The organism is Pseudomonas sp. P42, assembly GCF_017973755.1.
Lineage (GTDB): Bacteria > Pseudomonadota > Gammaproteobacteria > Pseudomonadales > Pseudomonadaceae > Aquipseudomonas > Aquipseudomonas iridis.
This window is the reverse complement of sequence record NZ_JACOPU010000002.1, coordinates 477702-495908: the sequence shown is the minus strand read 5'-3', so window position 1 is coordinate 495908 and position 18207 is coordinate 477702. Positions and strand designations below refer to the sequence as shown.

General features: G+C 58.8%; 18 protein-coding genes and 1 pseudogene. 12 read left to right on the top strand and 7 right to left on the bottom strand.

All coding sequences use genetic code 11. The features are described from left to right. Window positions 1–23: 23 nt before the first annotated feature. The gene (locus H8B20_RS07175) at window positions 24–791 is read left to right on the top strand and encodes an AraC family transcriptional regulator (RefSeq protein ID WP_210622734.1); all 768 of its coding nucleotides are present in this window, start codon (window positions 24–26) and stop codon (window positions 789–791) included. Window positions 792–884: 93 nt separating this feature from the next. Continuing rightward, entirely contained in the window at window positions 885–1202 is a 318-nt protein-coding gene (locus H8B20_RS07170; protein ID WP_210622733.1) for a helix-turn-helix domain-containing protein, read from the top strand. A 67-nt stretch (window positions 1203–1269) separates the two neighbouring features. On the opposite strand, the gene H8B20_RS07165 is transcribed toward H8B20_RS07170, so the two are convergent. Further along, on the bottom strand, window positions 1270–2325 hold the full coding sequence (locus H8B20_RS07165) for an MBL fold metallo-hydrolase (RefSeq protein WP_210622732.1): 1056 nt from the start codon (window positions 2323–2325) through the stop codon (window positions 1270–1272). Between the two features lie 215 nt (window positions 2326–2540). On the opposite strand from H8B20_RS07165, the gene H8B20_RS07160 reads away from it, so the two are divergent. The 5 genes from H8B20_RS07160 to H8B20_RS07140 all read left to right on the top strand — a co-directional run bounded on the left by H8B20_RS07160 (window position 2541) and on the right by H8B20_RS07140 (window position 7403). Next, window positions 2541–3149 (top strand): TetR/AcrR family transcriptional regulator, encoded by a 609-nt coding sequence (locus H8B20_RS07160; RefSeq protein ID WP_210622731.1) that lies wholly within the window; start codon window positions 2541–2543, stop codon window positions 3147–3149. Between the two features lie 155 nt (window positions 3150–3304). Next, a complete protein-coding gene (locus H8B20_RS07155; RefSeq protein ID WP_210622730.1) occupies window positions 3305–4381 on the top strand; it encodes a diguanylate cyclase in 1077 nt (358 codons plus the stop codon). Between the two features lie 177 nt (window positions 4382–4558). Next, window positions 4559–5878 (top strand): methyl-accepting chemotaxis protein, encoded by a 1320-nt coding sequence (locus tag H8B20_RS07150; protein ID WP_210622729.1) that lies wholly within the window; start codon window positions 4559–4561, stop codon window positions 5876–5878. Window positions 5879–6061: 183 nt separating this feature from the next. Beyond that, window positions 6062–6592, top strand: a complete 531-nt coding sequence (locus H8B20_RS07145) for a DUF1003 domain-containing protein (RefSeq protein WP_210622728.1) — start codon at window positions 6062–6064, stop codon at window positions 6590–6592. Window positions 6593–6704: 112 nt separating this feature from the next. Next, window positions 6705–7403 carry a CTP synthase C-terminal region-related (seleno)protein gene (locus H8B20_RS07140; RefSeq protein WP_210622727.1) on the top strand — a complete coding sequence of 233 codons (699 nt, stop codon included), beginning with the start codon at window positions 6705–6707 and terminating at the stop codon, window positions 7401–7403. Window positions 7404–7595: 192 nt separating this feature from the next. Here the strand turns inward: H8B20_RS07140 and H8B20_RS07135 are convergent, their stop codons facing one another. Beyond that, entirely contained in the window at window positions 7596–7922 is a 327-nt protein-coding gene (locus tag H8B20_RS07135; protein ID WP_115146165.1) for a DUF2025 family protein, read from the bottom strand. A 222-nt stretch (window positions 7923–8144) separates the two neighbouring features. Here H8B20_RS07135 and H8B20_RS07130 point away from each other — a divergent pair, with 222 nt between their 5' ends. Together H8B20_RS07130 and H8B20_RS07125 are read left to right on the top strand one after the other, a co-directional pair. After that, the gene (locus H8B20_RS07130; RefSeq protein ID WP_210622726.1) at window positions 8145–9272 is read left to right on the top strand and encodes a glycerophosphodiester phosphodiesterase; all 1128 of its coding nucleotides are present in this window, start codon (window positions 8145–8147) and stop codon (window positions 9270–9272) included. Window positions 9273–9434: 162 nt separating this feature from the next. Beyond that, window positions 9435–9740 carry a PepSY domain-containing protein gene (locus H8B20_RS07125; protein WP_210622725.1) on the top strand — a complete coding sequence of 102 codons (306 nt, stop codon included), beginning with the start codon at window positions 9435–9437 and terminating at the stop codon, window positions 9738–9740. A 136-nt stretch (window positions 9741–9876) separates the two neighbouring features. Here the strand turns inward: H8B20_RS07125 and H8B20_RS07120 are convergent, their stop codons facing one another. Beyond that, window positions 9877–11499, bottom strand: a complete 1623-nt coding sequence (locus H8B20_RS07120; protein WP_210622724.1) for a methyl-accepting chemotaxis protein — start codon at window positions 11497–11499, stop codon at window positions 9877–9879. A gap of 274 nt (window positions 11500–11773) precedes the next feature. Here H8B20_RS07120 and H8B20_RS07115 point away from each other — a divergent pair, with 274 nt between their 5' ends. Both H8B20_RS07115 and H8B20_RS07110 read left to right on the top strand, forming a co-directional pair. Then, complete coding sequence (locus tag H8B20_RS07115) at window positions 11774–12796, top strand: transporter (protein WP_210622723.1); 1023 nt, start codon at window positions 11774–11776, stop codon at window positions 12794–12796. Between the two features lie 290 nt (window positions 12797–13086). Continuing rightward, window positions 13087–14589: an inorganic phosphate transporter gene (locus H8B20_RS07110; RefSeq protein ID WP_401188769.1), complete on the top strand. Its 1503-nt coding sequence runs from the start codon at window positions 13087–13089 to the stop codon at window positions 14587–14589. Window positions 14590–14643: 54 nt separating this feature from the next. Here H8B20_RS07110 and H8B20_RS07105 read toward each other — a convergent pair whose 3' ends face one another. Next, the gene (locus H8B20_RS07105; protein WP_047299578.1) at window positions 14644–15081 is read right to left on the bottom strand and encodes a multidrug/biocide efflux PACE transporter; all 438 of its coding nucleotides are present in this window, start codon (window positions 15079–15081) and stop codon (window positions 14644–14646) included. 89 nt (window positions 15082–15170) lie between these two features. Here H8B20_RS07105 and H8B20_RS07100 point away from each other — a divergent pair, with 89 nt between their 5' ends. Then, the gene (locus tag H8B20_RS07100) at window positions 15171–16025 is read left to right on the top strand and encodes a LysR family transcriptional regulator (RefSeq protein WP_150592921.1); all 855 of its coding nucleotides are present in this window, start codon (window positions 15171–15173) and stop codon (window positions 16023–16025) included. Between the two features lie 131 nt (window positions 16026–16156). On the opposite strand, the gene H8B20_RS07095 is transcribed toward H8B20_RS07100, so the two are convergent. The 3 genes and pseudogenes from H8B20_RS07095 to H8B20_RS07085 all read right to left on the bottom strand — a co-directional run bounded on the left by H8B20_RS07095 (window position 16157) and on the right by H8B20_RS07085 (window position 18204). After that, window positions 16157–17401: an RNA polymerase sigma factor gene (locus tag H8B20_RS07095; RefSeq protein ID WP_210622721.1), complete on the bottom strand. Its 1245-nt coding sequence runs from the start codon at window positions 17399–17401 to the stop codon at window positions 16157–16159. Beyond that, window positions 17400–17738: pseudogene (locus H8B20_RS07090) on the bottom strand (YciI family protein); the annotation flags it as partial. The pseudogene H8B20_RS07090 and the gene H8B20_RS07095, both read right to left, overlap by 2 nt. Before the next feature lie 40 nt (window positions 17739–17778). Then, complete coding sequence (locus H8B20_RS07085) at window positions 17779–18204, bottom strand: YybH family protein (protein ID WP_210622720.1); 426 nt, start codon at window positions 18202–18204, stop codon at window positions 17779–17781. Window positions 18205–18207: the final 3 nt, after the last annotated feature.

The following is an 18207-nucleotide window of genomic DNA, read 5'->3' as shown; positions in this document are numbered from 1 at the left end:
CGCCAACCGCTGAGTGCCGTTCGATGCGCAATGTTTCAATCAATTTGCTGGATGACACACCGCGCCCGGTGGTGGCGATCGGTACGGATTATTCCCACGGCCATCTGCTGCCATTTCATACGCATCGTCGAGCGCAATTGCTCTACGGCGCGACGGGAGTGATGCAGGTCAGTACCCATGACGGCAACTGGGTGGTGCCGCCGCAACGGGCGGTGTGGATTCCGCCGGGGGTGGCGCATGAGGTAGTGATGCTTGGGGTGAGTACCCGAAGTTTGTACATCGAACCGGGGGCGATTGATTTGGGCGAGCGCTGTCAGGTTATCGACGTGTCACCGTTGATGCGCCATCTGCTCATGGAAGCGGTGGAGGTTCCGCAGGCCTACGACCCGAGTGGGCGCGACGGTTTGCTGATCGATTTGTTGCTGCACGAAGTTACACGCAGTGCTCCTTTGCCCCTGCACATTCCATTGCCGAACGACGGAAAACTACTCGCGCTGTGTCAGAACTTTCTGCATCAGCCCAACGCCCATCAGTCGCCACAACATTGGGCCGAGCAGTTACACATAAGCTTACGGACCTTTAACAGAGTGTTTCGCCAGCAGACCGGAATGAGCTTCAGCGAATGGCGGCAAAGGGCCTGCGTGGTGCTCGCACTGGCACGGTTGGCGGCGGATGAAACGGTGACTCGGATCGCCCTGGACTTCGGCTACGAAAGCCCCGCAGCGTTTTCGACGATGTTCCGGCGCATCCTCGGTCAGCCACCGTCCGTCTGGTTGGAGGCGGCAAATTAGGCAAAATCAAAAAATGCGTTTGATCCCGACTGAAAACAACTGTACAAAAACACAGTACATTTTCAATCAGCACTCTTGAGCCCGGAGCACACCATGGCCTCTCTTGCGATGAACCACATCCTCGAACGCATTGCCCTTTTCCAGTTCACCCCGACGCACTGCGTGCAGGCCAGAGTAATGCTGGGCTGGAGCGTGGAACAGCTATCGCGGGAGGCTGAAGTTTCGGTAGGCGACATTCAACGGTTTGAAGCGCAGCAAGAAGTGGCGGATGCGGCACGCCTGGCGTTGGCCTACCGGTTTGAGTCGCGGGGGCTGGTGTTCTTTCCCGGGTTTGCGCCGGGCCGTAGTGCGAGTTTGAACGCGATAGCTTCGGAATCAGCAGGGCATGGGGAATATGCGATGGCTGAGTGAGGGTTTGTGGCGACGGGATAGATTCCTCGTCACCACGAAAATCAACATCAGCACTGACTGAAGGGGATCAGGCGTTTTGCACAACGCCCTCACTCTCCCCTTCAACCCCCAACCACCAGGCATTGCCGCGCTGCGGTTGACTGATGTTGAACGCCTCCCCCATTTGCGGCGTCGTGATCGAAATGCTGCGCTCCCAGGCCAGCGCCAGTATCCGGTCGAACGGTTCATGCCACGCATGCATCGCCAGATCGAAAGTGCCGTTGTGGATCGGGAACAGCCAGCGGCCCTTTAGGTCGATGTGGGCTTGCAGAGTTTGTTCGGGTTGCATATGCACATGCGGCCATTCGACGTTGTAGGCGCCGGTTTCCATCAATGTCAGGTCGAACGGGCCGAACTGTTCGCCGATGCGTTTGAAGCCGTCGAAGTAGCCGCTGTCGCCGCTGAAGAAGATTCGTGTATCACCGTCGATCATCACCCAGGACGCCCACAAGGTGCTGTTGCCGTCGAACAGGCCACGACCGGAAAAGTGCTGCGACGGAGTGGCAATGAAGCGGACACCGGCGATTTCAGTACCTTGCCACCAGTCGAACTGGCGCACCTTGTTCGCGTCGATGCCCCACTTGATGAGCGTGTCGCCGACGCCCAGCGGGGTCAGGAACAGATTGGTTTTGACCGCCAGCCTGAGCACCGCCTCGTAATCGAGGTGGTCGTAGTGGTTGTGCGAAAGGATCACGGCCTCGATCGGTGGCAACTGGTCGAGGCTGATCGGTGGTTGATGGAAACGCTTCGGGCCGGCCCATTGCACGGGCGAGGCGCGCTCGGCGAAGACCGGATCGGTGATCCAGAATTTGTCCTGCATCTTCAGCAACAGGGTCGAGTGACCTAGGCGAAAGACGCTGTGGTTTGGCGCTGCCAGCAGATCTTCACGGGTAAGCGGTTGCACCGGGATTGCCGCGGCAGGTCGGGTGTTGCTCGGTTTGTGGAAAATCATGTTCCACATGATCCGCAGCATTTTGCGCACACCTTCGCGTTGCACCGGCGCATGATTGCGGAACAGCCCTTGATCCTGTCGAGAGGCTTCAGGCGTGGATGTTTTATCCGGAACGGAAACTGGATTGGCCATGACTGAGTGACTCCAGAAAACCCGTGCGATTCACGGTTTTCCTCGGTGGGACGATAAATGGCCAAAGCACGCACGCATCAGCCGAACGGTCTGTTTTTAGGTTGCGAGGATTAACGCAACATTACACTCGACGGTGTAGTTTCTAGGTTGCATCAAACGAGATGACAAGTAAACTGCCAAGTGTAACTTCACCCTTTTCCTGCCGAAGCGTACTTATGACAGCTCCACAGCGCCTCACCGACCGCAAACGCGAAGCCATCATTCAAGCGGCGATTGCCGAATTCCGTGCCAACGGTTTCGAGATCACCAGCATGGACAAAATCGCAGCGACCGCCGGTGTGTCGAAGCGCACGGTGTACAACCATTTCCCCAGCAAAGAAGAGCTTTTCGCCGAAATTCTCAACCAGTTGTGGGCGCGGATCAGCGCCGAGCAGTCGGTCATTTACCGAGCCGATCAGCTGCTGCGCGATCAGTTGCGGCAGATGTTGTTGGCCAAACTGCAATTGTTGGCTGATGACAATTTTCTGAGCCTGGCTCGCGTGGCGATTGCCGCGACCATTCACTCCCCGGAACGCGCGCAGAACATGGTGGCGCGCATGGGAGAGCGGGAAGAAGGCCTGACCGTATGGATTCGTGCCGCCCAGGCAGATGGCCGGTTGAAAGCCGTTGATGCGGATTTTGCCGCGCAACAGTTGCAGGGTCTGCTGAAGTCGTTCGGCTTTTGGCCACAGATTTCCATGGGGCGGCCACCGCTCGATGAGGCCATGCAGAACACCGTGGCCGAATCGGCTCTGGAGATGTTTCTGGCGCACTATCAGCTCTAGATCGACCCTCCCCTGCGCATACCCCAAATCAAATGGCTCGAAAGGACACTGATTATTTCCGCTGGAATAAATGACAATGTCCGCCAATGACCGACGAACGGTCAATTCGATAAAAATACTGCAAAGTATTTCAGGGCGATCTGGCGCAGGACATCATGGAAAACCAACGCGGCAAAGGCTTGTCATTCTCCAGACGTATTTACCTGCCACGCGCCATTGGGCTGGGTGTCGGTTTTTTCAGTGTCGCCGCCGCGCTGTATCCGCTGAGCACGCCGACCTGGCTATGGGTGCTGTTGGTGTTCAACGGATTTTTCTGGCCGCATGTGGCCTATCAAATGTCGACCCACTCGGCGTTTCCTTATCAGGCCGAACGCCGCAACCTGTTGTACGACTCGCTGTGTGGCGGTTTCTGGGTCGCGTGTTTCCAGTTCAGTCCGCTGACCAGCGTGACCGTCTTGTCGATGATGACCATGAACAATGTCGCGGCCGGTGGCCGTCGCCTGTTCGTCTTCGGCGCTCTCGCCCAAGTGGCCGGCGTGCTGCTCGGCGCAATGCTGCTGGGCTTCAAATTCAACCCGATCATGACGCAAATCCAGGTCTTGGCCTGCTTGCCGATGCTGACCCTGTATCCGCTGGCACTGGGCATGGTCTGTTACCAACTGGCGATCAAACTGGCCCAACACAAACGCGCGCTCAGCGCCCTGAGCCGCACTGACAGCCTGACCGGATTGCTCAATCACGGGGCCTGGAAAGATGTGCTGCACCTGAAGTTTCAACAATGTCACCAGCACAACAGCCAAGCCATTGTGGCGCTGATCGACATTGATCATTTCAAGGTCATCAATGACAGCTACGGGCATATCGTCGGCGATGCCGTGCTGCAACAGTTGAGTCGCGAGTTGAAACGTCTGCTGGTCGAAAATGAACCGGCCGGACGCTACGGCGGCGATGAGTTCTGCGTGATTCTGCCGAACCTGCCGTTGTACAAGGCTGAAGCACTGATGGAGCAACTACGCCAGGCGCTGGATCAGTATCGCCATCCCGATGTGCCACAACTGCGGGTCAGCCTCAGTATCGGTCTGGCGCAGTTTCAGCCTTCGTATTGCGATGCGATTGTCTGGCTGGATGCCGCCGACAAGGCGCTGTACACCGCCAAGCACGCCGGCCGCAACACCATCGGCGTGGCGATGAGCGATCCGGCCTCAAATGACGCCAGTCTGCTTGGCATCTGAGCACGTTCGTACAATTTCGAAGCAGCAGTTTCTTGTACAGAACCTATAAGTCTGTATAAGATTCATTGGTCAGCCTGGATGCTGGCACTTTGCAGCCAATGCCAATAACCCTCAGCTTGGTCTGCCCCGCGGAAACAGGGACAAAACCCCGTCTTCCCCTACTTCCAGGTATGCGCCATGTTTTTCAATCGCCACAAATCAGCCCTCGACGACCTTCAACAGACCCTCACTCAACAGAACGGCCTGCTCGATGCAATCAACCGCTCCATGGCGGTGATCGAATTCGATCTCGACGCAGTGGTGTTGAGCGCCAACGACAACTTCCTCAAAACCATGGGTTACCGCGCCGAACAAGCCATTGGCCAACCCCATCGTATGTTCTGCACGCCTGAGTTTGGCCGCAGTGCTCAGTACAGCGAGTTGTGGTCACGCCTGAAAAGAGGTGAATTTCAGTCCGGCACGTTCGAACGCATCAATAGCAAAGGCGAATCGGTCTGGCTCGAAGCCAGTTACAACCCGATCAAGGATGCCGCCGGACACGTGGTGAAAGTGGTCAAGTACGCGATGGACGTCACGGCCAAGGTGCAGCAGGAAAGCGAGGCCAACGCCAAGTTGGAGGCGATCGACCGGGCGATGGCGGTGATTGAATTCAACCTCGACGGCAGCATTATCACGGCCAACCAGAATTTTCTGACGCGCATGGGTTACACACTCGCCGAGCTCAAGGGCAAACATCACCGTTTGTTCTGCACCGCAGAATTGGTCAACAGCAGCGCGTATCAGGATTTCTGGCGACGGTTGAATCAGGGGGAGTTCTTTCAAGGCCTGTTCGAACGCGTCGACAAGCGCGGCCAGACCGTTTGGCTGGAGGCCAATTACAACCCGGTTTACGACGCCTCTGGCCGGTTGTGCAAAGTGGTGAAATTCGCTTCGGACGTCACCGCTCGAGTCGAACAACACGAGCAAGACGCACGCAGTGCAAGCGCCGCCTATCACATCTCGGTCGAGACGCGGAAAGTCGCCGAACAAGGCACTCAGGTCATTCAACAAGCGGCCAGCGAAATGCGCGAAATTGCTGAGGACATTGCCGCGTCTTCGACGTTGATCGCCCACCTGGGTGAACGCTCGGAGCAGATCACGACCATCGTCAACACCATTCGCGGGATTGCCGACCAAACCAATTTGCTGGCGCTCAACGCAGCCATCGAAGCGGCGCGCGCCGGTGAACAGGGCCGTGGTTTTGCGGTGGTGGCCGATGAAGTGCGGCAACTGGCGGCGCGTACCAGCGGCTCCACAGCGGAAATTTCCAACATGATCGGTTTGATCCAGAGCGAAACCCGCCAGGCGATCAAGAGCATGGACGGCACCCGCGATCGCGCGGCCCAGGGCGTGGAACTGGCGGATCAGGCGGGTACGGTGATCTTGCAGATTCGTGATGGCGCCAGTGAAGCGGTGCAGGCGGTGAGCATGTTTGCCAATGAGCGGGCGCCGAATTGAGGGTTGTGCAGGAGCGATAGACCGAGTCGCGACCTTCGCGGGCAAGCCCGCTCCCACAGGGAATGAGTCAATCACACATGCTGTGTACGACTGCTGAACCTGTGCGGGCTTGCCCGCGAAGAGGCCGGCGGCCACAACGCAGAGCTATAGTGACGGCACGTCCGAAGCCCTGCCGAGCACACCATGAATAGCGAAAAACCCGAAACATCCCCCGCCCCCATCGATCACCTGCGCTTTCACCGGCCCCACGCCCACCTGAACACGACTTTCGGCAACGACGCCTTCGCCCTGCGCGCCGAAGCCTTTGCGCGGTTCTTCGGCACGCCGCTGTTCCTTGGCGCGCAAACCTTGATTGTTGCGGTGTGGATCGGCCTCAACGTATGGGGCGTGACTCAATTCGACGTCTACCCGTTCATCCTGCTGAACCTGGCCTTCAGCCTGCAGGCGGCCTACGCGGCGCCACTGATCCTGCTCGCACAAACCCGTCAGGCCGCGCGAGACAAAGCGCAGGCCGACGCCGATGCGCAGCACCGTGAAGCGCTGGCACAGGCCAATACCGAACGTCAGGCTGACGCGGCGAAGAACTCCGCGCAATTGCTGGCGTTGCTTGAACAAAACACCCGCCTTACCGAAATGACGAAAAACCTCACGGAGCGCATCGAAGGCCTGACCAGCGAATTGCACGCTCACGTGTGCCAGAACCCACAGCGCTGATCAGGGCAAACGCAAGGCCTGCCCTGGTTCATCGTCCAATGTGGCCGGCCAGCGCATAATGGCCACGATCTCAGGACAATCACGTTTGCCACTCTCTTGAAAAGGAAATCCCATGGACGCCATTTCCGTCGCCCTGATCGGCGATTACGACCCGCAAGTCACTGCCCACCAAGCCATCCCTGTGGCCCTTGCTCTGGTCGCCGAACAGCTCGATCGCCAAGTGCAATTCGAATGGTTGGCCACGGATCAAATCCACGCTGATACACCATTAAACAAGTTCGACGGTTTCTGGTGCGTGCCTGCCAGCCCTTACAAAAGCGAACAAGGTGCGCTGAGGGCGATTCGTTTTGCCCGCGAGCAACAACGCCCTTTCCTCGGCACCTGCGGCGGTTTTCAACATGCGGTACTGGAGTTTTCCCGCGATGTGCTGGGCTGGATGGATGCCGAACATGGCGAAACGTCCCCCAACGCCGAAAGAGCAATCCTCTCCCCGTTGACCTGTTCGCTGGTGGAAGCCATCGACAGCATTCATCTACTGCCCGGGTCGTTGATCGCCAAGGCGTACGAAACGTCGGAGATTCAAGAAGGCTATCGCTGCCGCTTCGGTGTGAATCCGCAGTTCGAAGCGGAGCTTTTAAAACATCAGCTACAGGCAGTGGGTCGTGATTCAGCGGGGGACTTGCGGGCGATCGAACTCAAGGATCATCGTTTTTTTGTCGCGACTTTATTTCAACCGGAGCGTGCGGCACTCAAGGGACAGATGCCGCCGCTGGTTCGGGCATTTATTGAAGCCTGCGCGGAGCCACGTTGATGACGTCTTGCTTCGCGGTGATTTTTTACCTCGACCCGCATCGAGGATGACAACGGTTATGCCAGCGGCGCACTCACCAACCTGATCGCTGGCAAGCCAGCTCCCACAAGTACAGCGTGATCGACAGATCACCCTATTACCTGTGGGAGCTGGCTTGCCAGCGATGAGGCCCTGACAGCAACAGCAAAAACCTCAGCCCCGCACCAAACTCCGCACAGCTTCAATCTCCGGCACTTCACGTTTGCTCATATACACCCGCAACGGCTCGGTGATGTTGATCCGGTCATCGATATTCTGATCCAGCAGCAGCTGAATCAGCTCACGCTTCAACGTCATGGTCGTTGGCGAAATCGGGGCCCAGACGAATTCGCTGGTCGGGATAATGCCGTCATCCGCCACGTCCATGCCGAACGAGTCTTCGCTGAAGCGCACAATGTACTGGCCGGTTTTGCGGTTGAGGCCGACAAAGCCCTTGAGGTCGTCGGCCGCCTGGCAGATGAGTTGGGAGGTGATGCGCATGGTAAACCTCACGAAATGTTGATCGATGGTTTACACGCAGGACAACTGAACGGCGCGCCCTCTGCCGGGACGTCTGCCGAGGGCAAGCGTACTGCAAACAGCACCACAAAAGTGCAGGAAATATCGCTTTTAATAGGTTTATGTCGGTCTGGCGATAGCATGCAATCGATTCAGTTGTTAAAAGGTACGTCTTTTAAAATGCCCTGCGAAAGGAACTCGACCATGCCCGCCACTTTCACCAAAAGCGCCCTCATGCTGAGCCTGTTGCTCGGCTTCAGTCAGACGCATGCCGCCACGCACAGCGATCCGAACGCCGTGGCTGCGGCCCACGGCATCCCGCACCCGGCGGTGATCGCTCACCGTGGCGCGTCCTTCGATGCACCGGAATCCACCGCTGCCGCCTATAAACTGGCCCGCGACCTCGGTGCCGACTATCTGGAAATGGACCTGCAACGCAGTAAGGACGGCGTGCTGTTCGTGCTGCACGATGACAATCTGCAGCGCACCACCGACGTTGCCAGCAAATTCCCGGATCGCAAGGACAGCCCGGCCAACGCCTTCACCATGGCCGAGTTGAAAACCCTCGATGCCGGCACCTGGTACAACACCAAATACCCGGACCGCGCGCGCCCGTCCTACGCCGGGCTGAAAATCCTCACCCTCGATGAAGTCATCGACATCGCCCAAGCCAATCCGCAGCACAAACCGGGACTGTACATCGAGACCAAAGAGCCGCAGTTGTTCCCCGGCCTCGAAAAAGACCTGAAGGAGAAACTGCAGGATCGCGGCTGGCTCAGCCCGGCCGGCTCCAAACTGGCGAAAAGTGCGCTGGGTGTCGGTCAGGGCAAAGGCAAGGTGATCCTGCAGACCTTCGAGAAGAACAGCCTCGAGCTGCTGCAAAAGGAAATGCCGCAGGTGCCGAAAATCCTGCTGCTGTGGGTCGGCGAAGGCAGCATCGAGCCGAAATCCAAGGTGACGTTTGCCGAGTCCGGTGAGAAAGAAAAAAACACTTTCTACGGCAAGCAGGAGCCGAAATCCGAAGCTGAATTTAAAAAATGGGTTGATTACGCCAAGGCTCAGGGCGCTATCGGCACAGGCCCTTCGGCGAAGCTCACCCAAGGTGGCGACCAGAGCTATTCGGATCTGGTGCAACCGTGGATGAACCAGTACACCCACGACCAAGGGATGCTGGTGCATGTCTACACGGTCGATGAACCGGTGGACTTCGACAAAGTCATGGCCGCAGGCGTCGACGGCATTTTCACCAACCGCGCCAGTGAACTGTTGAAGTTCTACAAACGCCCGGCGGCCGGTAGTGTTGATCAGGTGTTAAAGCGCAACGGTTTCTGATCGCTTACCAAGGCGCCGTCATCGCGGGCAAAGTACGCTCCCACAGGTTCTATGCCCGCGTTGTATCCAGAGTTTGCAAATTTAAGGGTGAATTAAGTTGCGCTGGCTAATCTGAACTCACTTCAACAGAACACGCACTTAAACAAACCAAGGAATGAACTTATGAAAACTTTGACTGCCCTGTTTACCGCTGCTGCCCTGACCCTCACCGCTGGTATCGCTCAGGCTGATGTACGCGTTGATCAGATCCCTGAGTTGGTCAAGTCCGGCAAGATCAAGTCGCTGGAGTCGATGAACGCCGAGGCATTGAAACTGCATCCGGGTGCAACCATCACTGACACTGACCTGGACAATCACTTCAACGGTTACGAGTATGAAGTTGAATTGAAAACGGCTGATGGCAAAGAGTTCGATGTCGACTTCGACGCCACCACCGGCAAAGTGTTGAGCAACAAGCAAGACACTTGATACACCGTTTAACCAAAGCCGCACGATTGAAAGATCGTGCGGCTTTTTTACGTCTGGGGGCTGGCCTGGATGATGTGTCGCAAGAAAGATCGTCCCCCCTCACCCCGGGAGAGGGCCAGGGTGAGGGGAAATGGCGTCACGCGCTCAGGCGGGCGGTGACTTCGTTCAGTTGCCCGGACAGGCCGTGCAGATTCTGGCTGGCGCTTTCGGTGCGTTGCACGTTGTCCAGGTTGGTGCTGGCAATCGAGGTGATTTCGGTCAGGTTGCGCGAGATATCCTCGGCGACCGACGTCTGCTCTTCGGCCGCCGTGGCGATCTGACGGTTCATGTCGCGAATCGCTTCCACCGCGTGGGTGATGCGCTCCAGCATGGCGCCTGCCTGCGTCACTTGCTCAACGCTTTCGTCGCTGCGGGTCTGGCCGCTATCGATGGCTTGCGCCGCGTCTATCGCGCCAGTCTGCACACTCTGAATGATCTGGTTGATCTCGATGATCGACTCCGCCGTACGCTGCGCCAGGTTACGTACTTCGTCAGCGACCACCGCAAAACCGCGCCCGGCCTCACCGGCACGCGCCGCTTCAATCGCAGCGTTGAGCGCCAGCAGATTGGTCTGCTCGGCGATGCCGCGAATCACTTCCAACACTTTGCCTATGCGGCCACTGTCGGCTTCGAGACGACGAATGACCGTGGCGGTGTTGGCGATTTCGCTGCGCATCAGCGTGATGGAGTGAATGGTGCTTTGCATGACCTTTTCACCCTGCTGGGCGGACTGGTCGGCATCGTCGGCGGCTCGCGCGGCATCGGCGGCGTGACGCGCGACTTCCTGGGCGGTGGCGGACATTTCGTTCATCGCCGTGGCCACCTGGTCGGTGCGGTTGAACTGCTCGTTGGTGCCGCCGGCCATGGTCGTGGCGATGGCGTTCAATTCGCCGCTGGCGCTGTCCAGATCACTGGCGCTGCGCTGCAAACGGGTGAACGTATCAGCGAGGAAGTCGCGCAGGGTATTGGCTGCGGCGGCGAGGTTACCCAGCTCATCCTGACGGTCGCTGACCACCCGCTCGGCCAGTTTGCCGCGGCTCAGTTGGGTGACGTAGTCGATGAGTTTGCGGATCGGTTCGATCAGGTTACGGTTGACCAGCCACAGGCTCAACAGCCCGATCAACAGACCCGAAGCGAGCATCACCAATAGCCCCAGCCATACGGTGCGATCGGCATCAGCACTGATCAGCGCCGACTGCTCGGTGCCCTGCTTGCGCAATTCGGCGACCAGCTCGCTCATCTGATCGCTGGCAGCGCGATCGACACCTTTGACAGCGGCGTCGCCGACAGCAGCATCGCCACCCGCGGCGACGTAGGCATCACGGCCCTTCTGGTAGGCGCCTGCCAACTGACGATGCTCTTCCTGCAAGCGTTCGATGCGGGTTTTCAGGCTTGGCTCAATGCCTTTCTGGCTGGCCAGTTCGCCGAGGATTCTCTGCACATCGCGCTGGCGATCTTCAAACTGGCTCCAATACTTGGCCAGATCCGCCGGCTGCTTGCCACGCAGCAGGACGTTTTTCCATTCCTGTACCTGCACCTTGAATTGCAGGTTGGCTTCATCGATCAATTGCGAGGTGTGCAACGGGCCGGCAATCAATTGGCTGTAGCTTTGCACGCCATTCGAGAGGAAATGGAAACACGCCAACGCGATCAACAAGACCGCCAGCAGGCTGCCGCTCAGCAGGGCGAGAATTTGCGCTCTCAGGGATTTTTGCAGCATCGCAGATACTCAGGACAGGGATGAGGCACGCCAGCAAAAGGCGTGAAATAGTGCCGGACGTCCCTGTCGGCGAACCTTGGCCAACGGCCAGTGGCGCGCAACCTAACTCACCTGAGATCGGCGCGCCAGAGTGCTTCTTGAACAAATCCCGACCGCCGGTAACACTTTGATTTGACGTCATTTAGCTGTCACACAAACGTCATGTGACATTGCGATGATTCGGCACAGGTGAATCTGAAAATCCCGCCCAGCGCCCTCCTCGCAGCGAGCCTCCATGAACCACAGCCTCGATATCAGCCATCGCGATCCGGACCTGTTCGGTTTGCTTTACGGCTTTCGTTTCCTGCCCGGCGAACGGGGTCGCGAAGTCGATTCAACAACTGCATTGCGTTGCCTGCAAGACGACAACGAAAGCGGCGAATTCCTCTGGCTGCATCTGAACCTGGCCCACGCGGCATGCGAGCGCTGGATGAAAAGCCATCTGCAATTACCCGAAGAATTTTTCGAGGCGCTGCACGAAGGTTCGCGCTCGACGCGCATCGAGCACGTTGACTCGGCGTTGCTGGCAGTGGTCAACGATGTGGTGTTCAACCTCAGCAGCATGGTGTCGTCGGACGTGTCGACGCTGTGGGTGTGCGTGCGCAGCAAACTGATCGTCAGTGCACGCCTGCAACCGCTGCACTCGGTGGATAAACTGCGCTCGTCGGTGAAGGCCGGCGAGCGTTTTCGTTCGCCCTCGGAATTGCTCGTGCACCTGCTGCGCGATCAGGGCGAAGTGCTGACGCAGATCGTGCGCAAGACCAGCATGAGCGTTGATACGGTCGAAGACGAGTTGCTCTCCTCGCGCCTGTCGACCAACCGCGCCGAACTCGGTGCCAACCGCCGAGTGCTGGTGAGATTGCAACGGCTGCTGGCACTGGAGCCAGGTTCGCTACTGCGCCTGCTCAACCGCCCGCCGCCGTGGTTGCAGAAGGAGGACGTCAAGGAACTGCGCAAATCCACCGAGGAGTTTGCGCTGATCATCAATGACCTCACGGCCCTCGGCGAGCGCATCAAACTGTTGCAGGAAGAAATCGCCGCCAACCTCAACGAACAGAGCAACCGCACGCTCTTTACCCTGACAGTGGTGACGGTGCTGGCGCTGCCGATCAACATCATTGCCGGTTTCTTCGGGATGAATGTCGGCGGCGTGCCGCTGTCGCAGGACGCGCATGGGTTCTGGATACTGGTCGCGTTGGTGGCGACGTTTACGGTGATTGCGGGGCGGTGGGCATTTCGTAAGCGTGGAGATTATTAAGATCAAAAGATCGCAGCCTTCGGCAGCTCCTACAAGGCCACTGGAGGAGCTGCCGAAGGCTGCGATCTTTTGACTTTGCCTCCAGCGATTCATCCAAACACTGACCTGAGGCAGTCTCTCTGTAACATTCTGCAACGATCATGGGCGACATTCCTTCCCTCGCTCAGGATTGTCCTCTCATGGCTACTCCCTCCCTGACCGCCAGCCCAGCATCCGCCGCCAGCGGCAGGCCCTCCCTCGACAAGAAAACCAGCCCGTTCACCTACGTATTGTTTTTCGCAGTGCTGGCCATGGGGATGCTGTTCACCGCCTACAGTCTGATGCACGACGTGCAGGAGCTCGGCACGGTGGTCACCACCTGGACGCCATTTCTGCTACTCGGCGTGGCGTTGGTGATTGCGCTGGGTTTTGAGTTCGTCAATGGTTTCCACGACACCGCCAACGCCGTGGCTACGGTGATCTACACCCACTCGCTGCCGCCGAATGTTGCGGTGGTCTGGTCGGGGTTCTTCAACTTCCTCGGCGTGTTGCTTTCGAGCGGTGCGGTGGCATTCGGCATCATCGCACTGCTACCGGTGGAGCTGATTCTGCAGGTCGGTTCGTCTGCTGGTTTCGCGATGATCTTCGCCCTGTTGATCGCAGCCATCTTGTGGAACCTCGGCACGTGGTGGCTGGGTTTGCCGGCCTCGTCGTCGCACACTTTGATCGGTTCGATCATCGGCGTCGGCGTGGCCAATGCCTTGATGCATGGCCGCGACGGCACCAGCGGTGTCGATTGGGCGCAGGCCACCAAGATTGGTTATGCGTTGCTGCTTTCACCGCTGGTGGGTTTCGGTTGTGCGGCGCTGTTGCTGCTGGCCTTGCGCGCATTCGTGAAGAACCGTGCGCTGTACAAGGCACCGAAAGGCAACACCCCGCCGCCATGGTGGATTCGTGGTCTGCTGATCCTGACGTGCACCGGCGTATCGTTCGCCCACGGCTCCAACGACGGCCAGAAAGGCATGGGCCTGATCATGCTGATTCTGGTCGGCACCTTGCCGATGGCCTATGCATTGAACCGCACCATGCCCGAAGAACAATCGCTGCAGTTCGCCGCCGTGGCGCAAGTCACCCAACAAGCCCTGGTGAAGAGTGCGCCGCAGCCGGCACCTGCCGATCCGCGCCCGATCCTCTCGGATTACGTGCGCAGCAAGGAAGCCACGCCGCAACTGATCCCCGCCCTCGCCGCCCTCACCGGGCACATTGGCGAGGAAGTCAAAGGCTACGGTTCACTGGCGAAAGTCCCGGCCGAGGCGATGGGCAACGTGCGTAATGACATGTACCTGGCCAGCGAATCGATTCGCCTGATGGACAAGAACAAGGTCGGCAACTTCGACGCCGACACCGCAGGCAAGCTGCAACTGTTCAAGCAACAGATCGACAACGCCACACGGTTTATCCCGCTGTGGGTGAAGATCGCCGTTGCTATCGCATTGGGGCTCGGCACCATGGTCGGCTGGAAACGCATCGTGGTGACGGTGGGCGAGAAGATCGGCAACACCCACCTGACCTACGCGCAAGGCGCCTCGGCGGAAACCGTGGCGATGCTGACCATTGGTGCAGCGGACATGTTTGGTTTGCCGGTGTCGACGACGCATGTGCTGTCCTCGGGCGTGGCCGGGACCATGGTCGCCAATGGCGGTGGATTGCAGATGAGGACTATCCGTAATCTGCTGATGGCGTGGGTGCTGACGCTGCCGGCGGCGATCCTGCTGTCGGGTAGCCTCTACTGGCTGTTCACCCAGATCTTCTAACCGAAAATCCCACTGCAGGAGCTGCGGAAGGCAGCTCCTGCACGGAAATGAGGGTTAGCCCTGGCAGGCGTTGCGCATAAGGAAGCGCTCGCGCAGGACGTCGTAGCCCCAGTGATACACGTAGGTGTACGGCAGAAAAAACAGCAACACGCCGATGTCGAGCAAGAACGCCTGCCACAGGCTGACCGACAGCCACCAGGCAATCAGTGGCACGCCCATCACGATCAAACCACCCTCGAACAGCAAGGCGTGAACGACCCGCACCCAAGCGTTGTGGGCAACATTCATGCGCTCGAGCATGCGGTCAAAAAACCGGTTGAACACCACGTTCCAGCCCAGCGCCAGCATCGCGATCAAAACCGTCACCGCGCCCATGTCGAGCAGCGGTTTTTTCATGATCCACGCCAGCAGTGGCGTGCAGATCAGAATCGCCAGCAATTCGAAACCAACAGCCTGGAAGATGCGTTCAGTGATGGATTTTTGGGCAGTCATGGCCTGACTCCTTGAGTGAAGATGGTTGCCATGATCCATCCTCGCATCGATACTTAAAAACCAATAACCATCGATTGAGGCGATAGTTCATGGCATCGCAAGAAGTGCTTTTGGCATTCGTCCAGGCGGCGACCCAGGGATCGTTTTCGGCGGCAGCGCGCAAACTCGGGCGCAGTCAGTCGACCATCAGTGCGGCGGTGGCGAGTCTGGAGATTGATCTGGACCTGGTGTTGTTTGATCGCAGCAGCCGCAAACCAACGCTGACACCCGCCGGCCACGTCATGCTGCAACGCGCCGAGGCGATCCTTACGGCCAACAGTCGCCTGGAAATGACCGCGCGGCAATTGTCCCAAGGCGTTGAGCCGAAGTTGACCGTGGCGATTTCCGACACTTATCAATCCGCGCGCTTCGAAGCGGCGCTGTTCGGTTTTGAACAGCGCTATCCGGATCTGGAACTCGAATGCCTGATTGCCGAATGCGATGACTTGATTGAACTGGTGCAGCGCGGTCGGGCGCATCTGGCGTTTGCCGAGATGCAGGACAATTACCCGCCGGACCTTGTGACCTCGACTGTGGCCGAGCGCACCGATATCGCCCTGTTCGTCAGTCGTGGACATGCGCTGGCGACACTGGAACACGTCGATCAGCCAATCCTGGAGCAGCATCGCGAGTTGCGTCTGGCGACGATCGTCAATCCTTACGACAGTCGCGCCAAGGGCCGCGTGTGGTCGGCGCCGAGTTACCTGATGCTGATGGAAATGGCCGAAATGGGTTTCGGCTGGGCGCCGTTGCCGCGCTGGCTGGTGGGGCGTTTCGGCAATGGCACGCTGGTGGAGCTGACAGTGCGCGGCTGGCCGAAACCGGTGTTTGTCGATGCCTTGTGGTCGCGGCTTTATCCGCCGGGGCCGGCGGGGAGCTGGTTGCTGAGCAAGATGCTGGAATAGATCAAAAGATCGCAGCGTGCCGCAGCTCCTACAGTTGCAACCCATGTAGGAGCTGCCGAAGGCTGCGATCTTTTGATCTTGTTGTTGATTGAAGAAAATCAACATCAAAAGATTGCAGCCTTCGGCAGTTGCTACAGGGGGTTGGGTGTCGGTAGTTGGTTTAAGCGCGCCTCGATAAAACGCCGTTCAGGCTCTTGCCGGGTTAACTCCAACGCCCGCAAATAAGCCACCCGCGCCACCTCGACCCGGCCCAACTGCCGACAAAACTCCGCCCGCGCCGAATGCGCCAAGTGGTAGTCCTGCAATTCGCCGCGATCCAGAATCCCTTCAATCAACGTCAACCCCGCCAACGCCCCATCCCGTTTGGCCACCGCCACCGCGCGATTCAACTCGATCACCGGGGAAGGCATCGCCCGCAGCAGCACGTCATACAGCCCGACGATCTGCTGCCAATCGGTTTCCTCGGCGGTTGGCGCCTCGGCGTGCACGGCGGCAATCGCCGCTTGCAGGCAATACGGCCCGAATCGTCGTGTGGTCAGCGCCCGTTCCACCAACGCACAACCTTCAGCCATCAACTCAGCATCCCACTGCGAGCGATTCTGATCGTCCAACAGCACCAATTCGCCATCGGGCGAGGTGCGCGCCGGACGCCGGGACTCGTGCAGCAGCATCAATGCCAGCAACCCCATCACCTCGGGTTCCGGCAACAATTCCATCAGCAATCGCCCGAGTCGGATCGCCTCACGGGTCAGGTCCTCGCGAGTCAGCTCAGCACCCATCGACGCCGAATAGCCCTCGTTGAACACCAGATAAATCACCCGCAAAACACTGTCCAGTCGCTCGGGCAGTTCGCTCAGGCTGGGGACTTGATAAGGGATTTTCGCGTCACGGATCTTGGCTTTTGCGCGCACGATGCGCTGGGCAATGGCCCCCGGCGCCGAGAGAAAGGCGCGGGCGATTTCCTCGGTGGTGAGGTCGCAGACTTCACGCAAGGTCAGCGGCACTTGCGCATCCGCCGCCAGCGCCGGGTGACAGCAGGTGAAGATCAGCCGCAGGCGATCGTCTTCCACGTCTTCGTCGCTCCAGTCGGCATCTTCGAGCTCTTCGAGTTGCGCCAGCAACAATGGCTGCGAGGCTTTGAAGCGTGCACGGCGGCGTAGCACGTCGATTGCCTTGAAGCGCCCGGTCGACACCAGCCAGGTGCGCGGATTGTCCGGCACGCCGTCACGCTGCCAACGCTCGACCGCAACGAAGAACGCCTCGTGCAAGGCTTCTTCGGCAAGGTCAAAATCGCCGAGCAGGCGGATCAATGTCGCCAGAATTCGCCGCGAGTCTTCGCGATAGACCTGCTCGACCCGCGCCGCGACCCCAGACATTCAACTGCCGCACGGGGCGCACTTCAACGCTGCCCACTCGGGCTGCCGGGATGTTCCCGGCGACCTGAATCGCTTCGTTGAGATCCTTGGCGTCGATCAGGTAGAAGCCGGCCAGTTGCTCCTTGGTTTCGGCGAACGGCCCATCGGTGATCGACAATTTGCCGTTGCGCATGCGCACCGTGGTGGCGGTCTGCACTGACTCCAGCGCCTCGGCGGCAACCATCCGCCCGCTGCCCTGAATCGACTCGGCATAGGCCCAGCATTCAGCGTCTTCGGGGCTGTCGGGCGACGAGTGCAGCAGACGTTCATCGCTGTAGACCAGGCATAGATATTTCATGGCGCTCTCCTGATTCGAACGGATCAACTATGGCTGAAGATCACGGCTGCACATCGAACAGCGTCGCGCCGCTCATCGGATCGAACGGTGCCGACCAGTGTTCATGGGCAATCCGCCACGCGCCGTCGACTTGCCGATAGCAGGCGGTGACGCGCATCCAGCAACTTTGGGTTTCACCCTTCTCGTTGGTGCCGCCGCAATTGGCGACCCAGTGGGCGAAGGCGATGTTGTCGGCGGTTTCGATGACGACTTCCTGAAACTCGAAGATGTGCGGGCCGGGGCACATTTGCATGCAGTCCACCCAATGCGCGCGGTAGGCCGGTTTGCCCTTGAATTGCAGGGCCTTGATCGCGTCGAACGAGACGATGTCATCGGCATACAACGCCATGACTTTTTCCACGTCCTTGGTCATGACGGCGTCGCGGTAGGTATTGATCAGAGCTTGGATGTCAGCTTGTGCGCTCATGGT

Coding starts and splice junctions, on each gene's coding strand:
- H8B20_RS07175 (WP_210622734.1), top strand. CDS start 24: ATGCGCAATGTTTCAATCAATTTGCTGGATGACACACCGCGCCCGGTG.
- H8B20_RS07170 (WP_210622733.1), top strand. CDS start 885: ATGGCCTCTCTTGCGATGAACCACATCCTCGAACGCATTGCCCTTTTC.
- H8B20_RS07165 (WP_210622732.1), bottom strand. CDS start 2,325: ATGGCCAATCCAGTTTCCGTTCCGGATAAAACATCCACGCCTGAAGCC.
- H8B20_RS07160 (WP_210622731.1), top strand. CDS start 2,541: ATGACAGCTCCACAGCGCCTCACCGACCGCAAACGCGAAGCCATCATT.
- H8B20_RS07155 (WP_210622730.1), top strand. CDS start 3,305: ATGGAAAACCAACGCGGCAAAGGCTTGTCATTCTCCAGACGTATTTAC.
- H8B20_RS07150 (WP_210622729.1), top strand. CDS start 4,559: ATGTTTTTCAATCGCCACAAATCAGCCCTCGACGACCTTCAACAGACC.
- H8B20_RS07145 (WP_210622728.1), top strand. CDS start 6,062: ATGAATAGCGAAAAACCCGAAACATCCCCCGCCCCCATCGATCACCTG.
- H8B20_RS07140 (WP_210622727.1), top strand. CDS start 6,705: ATGGACGCCATTTCCGTCGCCCTGATCGGCGATTACGACCCGCAAGTC.
- H8B20_RS07135 (WP_115146165.1), bottom strand. CDS start 7,922: ATGCGCATCACCTCCCAACTCATCTGCCAGGCGGCCGACGACCTCAAG.
- H8B20_RS07130 (WP_210622726.1), top strand. CDS start 8,145: ATGCCCGCCACTTTCACCAAAAGCGCCCTCATGCTGAGCCTGTTGCTC.
- H8B20_RS07125 (WP_210622725.1), top strand. CDS start 9,435: ATGAAAACTTTGACTGCCCTGTTTACCGCTGCTGCCCTGACCCTCACC.
- H8B20_RS07120 (WP_210622724.1), bottom strand. CDS start 11,499: ATGCTGCAAAAATCCCTGAGAGCGCAAATTCTCGCCCTGCTGAGCGGC.
- H8B20_RS07115 (WP_210622723.1), top strand. CDS start 11,774: ATGAACCACAGCCTCGATATCAGCCATCGCGATCCGGACCTGTTCGGT.
- H8B20_RS07110 (WP_401188769.1), top strand. CDS start 13,087: ATGGGGATGCTGTTCACCGCCTACAGTCTGATGCACGACGTGCAGGAG.
- H8B20_RS07105 (WP_047299578.1), bottom strand. CDS start 15,081: ATGACTGCCCAAAAATCCATCACTGAACGCATCTTCCAGGCTGTTGGT.
- H8B20_RS07100 (WP_150592921.1), top strand. CDS start 15,171: ATGGCATCGCAAGAAGTGCTTTTGGCATTCGTCCAGGCGGCGACCCAG.
- H8B20_RS07095 (WP_210622721.1), bottom strand. CDS start 17,401: ATGTCTGGGGTCGCGGCGCGGGTCGAGCAGGTCTATCGCGAAGACTCG.
- H8B20_RS07085 (WP_210622720.1), bottom strand. CDS start 18,204: ATGAGCGCACAAGCTGACATCCAAGCTCTGATCAATACCTACCGCGAC.